Below are 5,853 nucleotides of genomic sequence, written 5' to 3' on the forward strand. Positions count from 1 at the left end.
GTGCGCCGGTGCTGCGGGAGTTGACGGTGCAGGCCCCGCTCGTGCTGGACGGGGCTGTCGAGGTGCAGACGGCGGTGAACGCCGACCGGCAGGTCACGATCTACTCGCGCGCTGCTGATGACGAGCCCTGGACCTGCCACGCCACCGGCCTGCTGGACCAGGAGAGCCCAGTGGCACCCACCATCGAGTGGCTGCCCGCCGACGCGACGCCGGTACCGACAAATGACCTCTACGACCGGCTGGCCGAGCGTGGCTACGAGTACGGGCCGGTGTTCCAGGGCTTGCGATCGGCGTGGGAAGCCGGCGACGACCTCTATGCCGAGGTCGAGCTGCCGACGTCGGAGCACGGCCGGGCCGCCGAATCCACGATCCACCCGGCGCTGCTGGACGCCGCCCTGCACATCGCCGCCCTGCGTGACGCTTCCGACGAGGATGGGCCGGTGCTGCTGCCGTTCGCCTGGCAGGACGTGGCCGTGCACGCGACCGGCGCGACCAGGGTCCGGGTGAAGCTGCGCGCCGACGGCGACAGCCTCACAGTGACCCTGACGGACATGTCGGGCGCCCCGGTCGCCACGGTGGGCTCGCTGGCGCTGCGGGCGCTGTCCGAGCGGCTCTCGACGACGCCGGTGCGGGACCTGTACACCGTCGACTGGGTCGAGGCCGGACAGCTCGGCCAGGCCGAAGCCGATCTGCCGGTGTGGGACTGCACCGGCGTTGGACTGCCCGACGCCCTGGCCGGGGTACAGCAGCGCCTGGCCGCCGCCGAGCGGCGCTGGCTGGTCCTGATCCCCGGCGGCCACAGCGTCCCGGACGCGGCCGCCGTGTGGGGTTTGCTGGCGTCGGCGCAGAGTGAGCACCCGGACCGGTTCGTGCTGGTCGACGCGGCCGACCCGGCGGCGGCGCGGGCCGCGGCGGTGGTCTGCGACGAGCCGCAGCTGCGGGTGGGGCAGGACGGTCGGGTGCGGGTGCCGCGGCTGGTGCGGGCTGCGCCGGGGCACGACAAGGTCGACTTCAGTGCCGGCCCGGTGCTGATCACCGGCGGCACCGGCACCGTCGGCGGTCTGCTCGCCCGGCACCTGGCGCGCGAACACGGCATGACCGACCTGGTGCTGGTCTCCCGCCGGGGTCCGCACGCGCCGGGAGCCGACCAGCTGGGCCGGGACCTGCCGCAGGCGCAGCTCGTCGCCTGTGACATCGGGGACCGTGAGTGCCTGCGGGCGCTCCTCGACGAGTTCGCCCCACGAGTGATCATCCATGCGGCGGGGGTGCTCGACGACGCCACGGTCGCCAATCTCAGCGCGGCGCAGCTGGAGACGGTCTTCGCCGCCAAGGCGCGGACCGCGCAGCTGCTGCACGAGCTGACCCTGGACCGGGAGCTCGACGCGTTCGTCCTGTTCTCCTCGGCCTCCGGGGTGTTTGGTTCGCCCGGTCAGGCCAACTACGCGGCCGCGAACGCCTACCTCGACGCGCTGGCCCGGCGGCGGCGGGCGCAGGGCCTGCCCGCCCAGTCGCTGGCCTGGGGGCTGTGGGAGACCAGGAGCGCCATGACCGAAACGGTCGGCACGGCGCGGTCCGGTGTCCTTCCGCTCCCGGACCGGCACGCACTCGCCCTGTTCGACGCCGCGCTGGTCGCCGGCGACCCAGTCCTCGTGCCGATCCGGCTGCGGCTCGCCGGCGCCCCGGCGACGCCGCTGCTGGAGAAGCTGCATCCGGTGCGGCGCAGCACCGCAGACTCCCGCCCGGCACCGCGCACCGAGGACGATTATCTCGCCCTGGTCCGTGTTGAGGCGGCCACCGCCCTCGGACACCGCTCGGCGGCCGACGTCGACCCCGACGGCCAGTTCACCGAGCTGGGGTTCGACTCGCTGGCGGCGATCCGGCTGCGAAACCAGCTCAACGCGGCGACCGGCGTGCGACTGACCGCGACCGCGGTGTTCGATCACCCGACGGCCCGGACGCTGGCACATCACCTGTATGCGGCCGCCGGTGGTACGGCGTCGCCGGCCGACCGGGAGAACACGGTGGGCGCGTTGTTCCGCGACGCGGTAGCCGCAGGCCGCCGGGACGACGGTTTCGCGTTGCTGTCCGCGGTCGCGTTGCTGCGCCCGGGGTTCCGCTCACCGGCGGAGCTGACCGACGTCGCCGCGCCGGTACGGCTGGCCGAGGGGCCCGCGCGGCCCCGCCTGATCTGTGTCCCGTCGCCGATGGGTCTGGGCGGGGCGCATCAGTACGCGCGGCTCGCGACGGCGTTGCGCGGCACCCGCGAGGTGCACGCCCTGTCGATCCCCGGGTTCCGGCAGTCCGAGGCCCTGCCGGAGTCGGCCGGCGCGGCCGTGGAGTGGCTGGCCGCCAGCCTGCTCCAGATCGTCGGTGACGAACCGTACGCGTTGGTCGGCTACTCCTCCGGCGGCCTGTTCGCGCAGCGCCTGGCGGGGCTGCTCGAGGACCGGGGGCGTCCCGCGGCCGGGCTGGTCCTGCTGGACACGTACCTGCCGGACAGCGCCGCGATGGAGCAGTTCGCGACCCCCATGCTCGAGGGCCTGTTCGCGCGGGAGGAGTCCTTCGGACCGTTCACCAGCGCCCGGCTGTCCGCGATGGGCCGTTACGTGCGGCTGATCGCGGAGTGCGAGGCGCCGCCGGTCACGACGCCCACCCTCTTTGTCCGCCCGGCGGAACTGTTCCGCGTCGACGGCGCGGACCCCGACGCGGCACCGGCGGTGTCCTGGCGCGCGACGTGGCCCTCGGCCGCCGCCACGGTAGAGGTCCCCGGCAACCACTTCACGATGCTGGAGTCGGAGGCGGCCGGCACCGCGCGCGTCATCGAGCAGTGGCTGGAGCGACTGCCGTAGGACCGGTCTCGGATAGGGGCCGCCCGCAACGGTTTAAGGGTGTGCCCGCACAACGGCGGAGCCTACCGTCGGAAAACGAAAGGGCATTGCGCCGTCGCCGACCATTCTCGTGCGTGGGAGTCAGCCATGGAAAACCCTGCCGCCAGTGCCACGGGCACATTCGACGTCATTCTTGAGGGCGGCCCCGAATCGCTGCCGACCGAGCTCCGCCGTCAGCGGGTCGACGACCTCACCGAAACCGTGAAGATCTGCTACTACGGCGGCTACGAGCATTTCCGCAGAGCGGACGCGGAGTCGCCGGTGGACGGTCCGGTGCTGTTCCACTGGATCAGACGCACGCGAATCGCGGAATGATGACGAGCGCTCCCGATGTCGCCTACTGGATCGTCGGCGCGCCCGTCTTCCGCGACGGGTGGCAGACCGACCGGGCCCGGCTGGGCACGCACCTCGGCGACGGCGTGGAACTGTTGCAGCACCTGCCGCCCGAGCCGGCCCGCGATCCGCAGCACCGGCTGACCGCCCACTACGTCCACGAGGAGTTCCGGCAGGCCCGGGCCGGCTTCCTGGCCCGGCACGCCGGCGAGATCCACCGCCGGATCGCCGAACGGCACGCCGAACCACGCATGGCCGACCTCCTGCGGATCGGTGAGGTGCTCTTCCCCGAGCTGGTCCCGGCCGGCCCGGACCATACGCTCGATCAGGCGCTGTTCGTCGCGGCGCTGGTACGCGACCCCGAGTCGGGCCCGATGGTCGTCGACGCCATGCGCGCGCCGACGCGGCGGGCCCTGCGGCTGCTGGCGGACTTCCGGCGCAGCGGCCGGACCGACCTCGGCCGGGCCCACGTCCGACGGGTCGGCGCGTCGGCCCACGTCACGCTGGCCAACCCCGAGGCGGGCAACGCCGAGGACGACGTGTCGCTCGCCGACCTCGAGGTCGCCGTGGACCTGGCGTTGCTGCACGACGACATCCGGGTGGCGGTGCTCCGCGGCGGCCCCGTGCCGGGCCCCGCCGGCGGCAGCCGCAGGGTGTTCAGCGCCGGGGTGGACGCGGCCGGGGTGGAGCGGGGCGCGGTGACGTTCGCCGGCTTCGTGCTGCGCCGCGAGTTCGGTGTCCTCGCCAAAATCGCCTGGGGGCTGGTCGACCCGGGCCGGGCGGCGGTCATCAGCAAGCCGTGGCTGGCCGCGGTCGACACCGTCGCGGCCGGCTGCGGGGCCGACGCGCTCGCCGCGTTCGACCGGGTACTGGTCGCCGCGGACGCCCACGCCGTGTCGCCGGCGTACGAGACGCCACTCGACGCCGCCGCGATGCTGGCCCGGGGACTCGCCGACGCGGTCGCCGACCCGGACGCGATGGACGCCGCCGTCGACCGGGAGGCGGCGCACCTGCAGACCCGTCGCGGTCCGGTCGTCCCGCCGGGTCTCGGCGCGCTGGCCGGGCGGGTACAGGAGCAGCTGTGGTGGCTGCGCCACGGGAAGGACGCCGCGCGGCCCGCACCGGCGACGAACCGCAACGAAGCCGGCCGTCCTGACGTCGTCCGGCGAATGACCTGAGGCGTCGATGGAGTCTCCGGCGAACCACACGGAACTGCTGATCGCCACGGTGTTGGTGGACATCGCGCTGGTGCTGGCGGTCGGCACGCTGCTCGGCCGATGGGTGCGGCGGCTGCGCCAACCCGCGGTGATCGGGGAGATCCTCGCGGGCATCGCGCTCGGGCCGAGCCTGCTCGGGCTGCTGCCCGGCAACCCGACGGCGTGGCTGTTTCCGGTCGAGGCCCGGCCGTTCCTGTCCACCGTCGCCCAGATCGGCCTGGCACTGTTCATGTTCCTGATCGGCTGGGAGTTCAACCCCTCCCTGCTGCGCAGCCACCGCGGCACCGCCGCCGCCGTGTCGATCGGCTCGATCGCGGTGTCGTTCGGCATGGGCGTCGCGCTGGCGACGTTGCTGTACCACCGGCACGACACGGTCGGCGTCGACCACGTCGGCTTCACGGTGTTCGCGCTCTTCCTCGGCGTCGCCATGTCGATCACCGCCTTCCCGGTGCTGGCGCGCATCCTGGCCGAGAAGCGGCTCACCGGCACACGGGTCGGCGGCATCGCCCTGATCAGCGCCGCGATCGACGACGTGCTGGCCTGGTGCCTGCTGGCGGTGGTGACAGCGATCGCCACCGCCAGCGGACCGCTCGACCTGGTCCGCATGCTGGTCCTGCTGGGCGTGTTCCTGGTGGTCCTGCGGACCGTCGTCCGGCCGTTCCTGGTCCTCATGACCCGCCGCCACGTCACCGTGCACCTGCTGGTGGCGGTGGTCGCCCTGGTGTTCCTGGCGGCGTACGCCACGACCTGGATCGGGTTGCACGCCATCTTCGGCGCGTTCTGCGTCGGGCTCGCCATGCCCCGCGAACCGGCGGCGGAGCTCTGCGAACAGGTCCGCCGGCCGCTGGAACACGTGAGCGTGGTGCTGCTCCCGGTGTTCTTCATCGTCACCGGCCTCGGCGTCGACGTCGGCGGACTGACCACGGGGAACCTCCTCGAGCTCGCGGCGATCGTCGTGATCGCCTGCGTCGGCAAGCTCACCGGCGCGATCGTGCCCGCCGTGTTCCTCGGCATGTCCTGGCGTGACGCCGGCATCCTCGGCATCCTCGTCAACACGCGCGGCCTGACCGAGCTCGTGGTGCTGAGCGTCGGCCTGCAGCTCGGCGTGCTCGACCGGCAGATGTTCACCATGATGGTGCTCATGGCCCTCGTCACCACCGCGCTGGCCGGCCCGCTGATCCGCTCCGCCCAGGCGCAGACCACCCGGCACCCCGAACCGGACCCCGCGCCCGCCACGCGGCCGGTGACCCGCTGAGGCCCGGACCGTCCACTCAGGCGTGTGTGCGGTACGCCCGGTCAGCGCGGCTCAGTGGCCGGTGCCCGTTGGGCGGGGTCGAGTTCGTATTCCTCGTTGATGGCGTTGTAGGAGTACAGCTCGGCGTAGCGGCCCCAGTCGGTGGCGATGTCGAGTTGTT

Annotated in this window: 4 protein-coding genes; all 4 read left to right on the forward strand. The window is 73.2% G+C overall.

All coding sequences use genetic code 11. The features are described 5' to 3' along the window. Positions 1-2,849: type I polyketide synthase (locus AB0I21_RS56950; protein ID WP_360574347.1), on the forward strand; the 2,849-nt coding region annotated here is incomplete at its 5' end. A gap of 126 nt (positions 2,850-2,975) precedes the next feature. Further along, entirely contained in the window at positions 2,976-3,203 is a 228-nt protein-coding gene (locus AB0I21_RS56955; protein WP_360574349.1) for a DUF5988 family protein, read from the forward strand. Further along, a complete protein-coding gene (locus AB0I21_RS56960) occupies positions 3,200-4,399 on the forward strand; it encodes a hypothetical protein (protein WP_360574351.1) in 1,200 nt (399 codons plus the stop codon). Before AB0I21_RS56955 ends, AB0I21_RS56960 begins: the two co-directional genes overlap by 4 nt. Positions 4,400-4,406: 7 nt before the next feature. Next, positions 4,407-5,693: a cation:proton antiporter gene (locus AB0I21_RS56965; RefSeq protein ID WP_360574353.1), complete on the forward strand. Its 1,287-nt coding sequence runs from the start codon at positions 4,407-4,409 to the stop codon at positions 5,691-5,693. The last annotated feature ends 160 nt before the right edge of the window (positions 5,694-5,853 follow it).

It is taken from the genome of Dactylosporangium sp. NPDC050588, assembly GCF_040654975.1.
Taxonomy (GTDB): domain Bacteria; phylum Actinomycetota; class Actinomycetes; order Mycobacteriales; family Micromonosporaceae; genus Dactylosporangium; species Dactylosporangium maewongense.